The following is a 2,914-nucleotide window of genomic DNA, read 5'->3' on the forward strand; positions in this document are numbered from 1 at the left end:
CCTTTTTTTATCCGCTTCCGGCGCGCTCATGCAATGACGCCAATCGCGGAAAGCAGATTTCCCATCTGTCAGTCAACGTACGGCCATACCACCGCGCCGCCCACCCCCAGAGATTTTTCCCACGCGGTGCCCCCTTGCACAGGCCGCATCTGGACCCGGCAAGGGAGAAAGCGGCACGTCAGCGACGGACAAGCAAGCAAGCTGGCCTGGGCTTGCCTCGGATACACACAATCCAAATACCCCTTCGCTTCAAGATCAAGCCAAAAAAAATCAAATCATTATTAAATCAAATTGATATGAAGTTCACATCAAAAATAATGACAAGTACATCTCCGGCCAGAGCAAGTATTGGTAAAAATTCATCCACACAACGATAGCCCAACATATGAATTCATATGAATTTCAAACTAAATTGACATTTATTTGATCTACTTTTCACGCTTTATTCATGGCAAAATCTTCAACCAATGAAGGACACAAACAATCTGCAAATTGGCTTGCTTGAGCAAGGGCACTTTGAATTCCTTGACGCCCCCGCACCAGCTTCGCCACCCAAGCCGAAAAAGGAAAAGGTAAAAACCAAGGCGACAAGTGCCCCGGCAGAAACCGCCCCTACTCAAAAAAACCAGGTGCCAGCACTGGTCAGCAAAAGAACGGGCAAGGCCCGGGTGTTCCGAGGTCAGAAACACGTGATCAGCGTGTCAATTGCACCGCATGTTTTATCCAGGGTCGATGAATGGGCCGCGAAAAGGGGCATGAGCCGCCCCGCGGCCATTGCGTTTGCGCTGAACTTGCTGCCCGATTGAACCGGCCCGGCCAAGGCTGTCGTTGGGCTGGCAATCCACCCTATTTGCTGCGTGCTTCGATCGCCGTTTTGAGTTGCGGCAGCAACTGCTGCATGGCCAGCCGCCCCGCCTGAATGGAACGTCGACGGGCATTGAAATCGGCACTGGCCACGCCACTCAGGGCTGGGCGGACCACAACATCGGCGTCCCGCAGCTCCCAGCTGTTGATGCTTCGCCCCATGATGGTGAAGGTCTGCAGCAGGATCTGCAGCGTATCACCCGCTGGATTGGCATCCGGCACATTGGAAATATCGACTGCAATCACCAGCTCCGCCCCCATCTGGCGCGCATAACGCACAGGCACTGGTGACACCAGACCGCCATCGACGTACTCCCGTCCGGCTATGCGCACTGGCTGGAAGACAGCTGGCACCGCGCTTGAGGCCCGCACGGCAGTGGCTGTATCTCCGCGCTGAAACAGCACACCTTGACCACTGTTGAGATCGGTCGCCACGATGCCCAGCGGCAAGGGCAAGTCTTCGATTCGACGGCCGCCGACCTGGGCATGGACATAGCGCGCCAAGGCATCGCCACGCAGCAGACCGCGGCTGAAGATCGGCAGCGTCCAGTCGGCAAAGGTTGCCTCTTCCATGGTTTCGGCAATCTGCTGAAGTTGCGTGCCGGTCTTGCCACTGGCGTACAGAGCCGCCACCAAGCTGCCCGCGGAAGTTCCCGCCACCAGAACCGGCCGGATGCCGGACTCCTCCAGCACCTGGATCACGCCAACATGGGCAAAACCGCGGGCGGCACCGCCCCCAAGTGCCAAGCCAATACGAGGCGCTCGTTTGACCGGCTCAGGCGCTGCAACCACGGGCTCGGGGCTGGTGATCGGCCCGCCGGCACAGCCCGCCAGAACAAGGGCCAACAGCAGGATCAGGCCATAACTTGACATGGCGCAGGGATTTACACCGAAATTATTAAGAATGATTCGCGTTTGTTTTATCATCTGAGAATCAGTTTGAAAGGGCTCATTGTCATGCGCATGCATCATTTCTCTTTGGCAGCCGCTATTGTGCTGGCAGGCAACCTGGCCTGCGCACAGGAACAGGTACTCAACATCTACTCGGCCCGTCACTACCCAAGCGACGACGCGTTGTACAGCGGCTTCACCAAAGCAAGCGGCATCAAGATCAACCGAGTTGATGCCGATGATGCCGGCATCGTCTCACGCCTCAAGGCTGAAGGCGCCGCTTCGCCGGCGGATGTGATTCTGCTGGTGGATGCCGCCCGTCTGTGGCGCGGCGAAGCCGAAGGCCTGTTCCAGCCTATCAAGTCCCAAGTCCTCGACGATGCCATTCCGGCCCAATTGCGAGGCAAGCCGACGACCGACGGCGCTTCCGCCTGGTATGGTTTTTCCACACGGGCTCGCATCGTCGTGTACGACAAGATCAAGGTCAAGAAAGACGACGTTGATACCTACGAAGAGCTGGGCGATCCAAAAAACAAGGGCAAACTCTGCATCCGCTCCGGTTCCCACCCCTACAACCTCTCCCTCTTCGGCGCCGTGTTGGAGCATCTGGGCGAGCAAAAAACCGAAGCCTGGCTCAAAGGCATGGTCAACAACATGGCCCGTGCTCCCAAAGGCGGTGACACCGACCAGATCAAGGCCGTCGCGTCGGGCGAATGCGGTATTGCCGTGACCAACAGCTACTACCTGGCGCGCCTGATGCGCTCGCCCAAGGCAGAGGACCAGGCCGTGGTCGAACGCATCGGCGTGGTCTTCCCCAACCAGGGCACCTGGGGCACCCACGTCAACATCGCCGGTGGCGCGGTCGCCCGCCACGCCAAGAACCAAGCCAATGCGATCAAGTTCCTGGAGTACCTGGCCAGCCCCCAGGCGCAGGAACATTTCGCCAACGGCAACAATGAATGGCCAGCCGCCAAGGGCGTCAAGCTCAACAACCCGGCACTCCAAGCCATGGGAGGTGGTTCGTTCAAAAGCGAGACCATCCCGATCAGCGTGGTGGGCATGAACCAGGTCAAGGTGCAACAGATGCTTGATCGCGTCGGCTTCCGTTAAGCCCTCTGGAGCATGAAAAAAGCCTGCACATGTGCAGGCTTTTTTATGG

4 protein-coding genes are annotated in these 2,914 nt (G+C 57.8%); 3 read left to right on the plus strand and 1 reads right to left on the minus strand.

What is annotated here, in order from left to right; genetic code table 11:
• A partial coding sequence (locus tag CDE01S_RS18920) for a hypothetical protein (RefSeq protein ID WP_218016549.1) occupies positions 1-377 on the plus strand: 377 nt, incomplete at its 5' end.
• Between the two features lie 90 nt (positions 378-467).
• A complete protein-coding gene (locus tag CDE01S_RS18635) occupies positions 468-806 on the plus strand; it encodes a hypothetical protein (RefSeq protein WP_157077206.1) in 339 nt (112 codons plus the stop codon).
• Positions 807-846: 40 nt separating this feature from the next.
• On the opposite strand, the gene CDE01S_RS17830 is transcribed toward CDE01S_RS18635, so the two are convergent.
• Positions 847-1,737, minus strand: coding sequence for a patatin-like phospholipase family protein (locus CDE01S_RS17830; protein ID WP_066710884.1), 891 nt, complete (start codon positions 1,735-1,737; stop codon positions 847-849).
• Between the two features lie 90 nt (positions 1,738-1,827).
• Here CDE01S_RS17830 and CDE01S_RS17835 point away from each other — a divergent pair, with 90 nt between their 5' ends.
• The gene (locus tag CDE01S_RS17835) at positions 1,828-2,865 is read left to right on the plus strand and encodes an extracellular solute-binding protein (protein ID WP_245636224.1); all 1,038 of its coding nucleotides are present in this window, start codon (positions 1,828-1,830) and stop codon (positions 2,863-2,865) included.
• The last annotated feature ends 49 nt before the right edge of the window (positions 2,866-2,914 follow it).

The organism is Curvibacter delicatus NBRC 14919, from assembly GCF_001592265.1.
GTDB lineage: Bacteria > Pseudomonadota > Gammaproteobacteria > Burkholderiales > Burkholderiaceae_C > Hylemonella > Hylemonella delicata.

Bases quoted from the DNA above. Each gene is read 5' to 3' on its own strand.
- CDE01S_RS18635 (WP_157077206.1), top strand. From the start codon at position 468: ATGAAGGACACAAACAATCTGCAAATTGGCTTGCTTGAGCAAGGGCAC.
- CDE01S_RS17835 (WP_245636224.1), top strand. From the start codon at position 1,828: ATGCATCATTTCTCTTTGGCAGCCGCTATTGTGCTGGCAGGCAACCTG.
- CDE01S_RS17830 (WP_066710884.1), bottom strand. From the start codon at position 1,737: ATGTCAAGTTATGGCCTGATCCTGCTGTTGGCCCTTGTTCTGGCGGGC.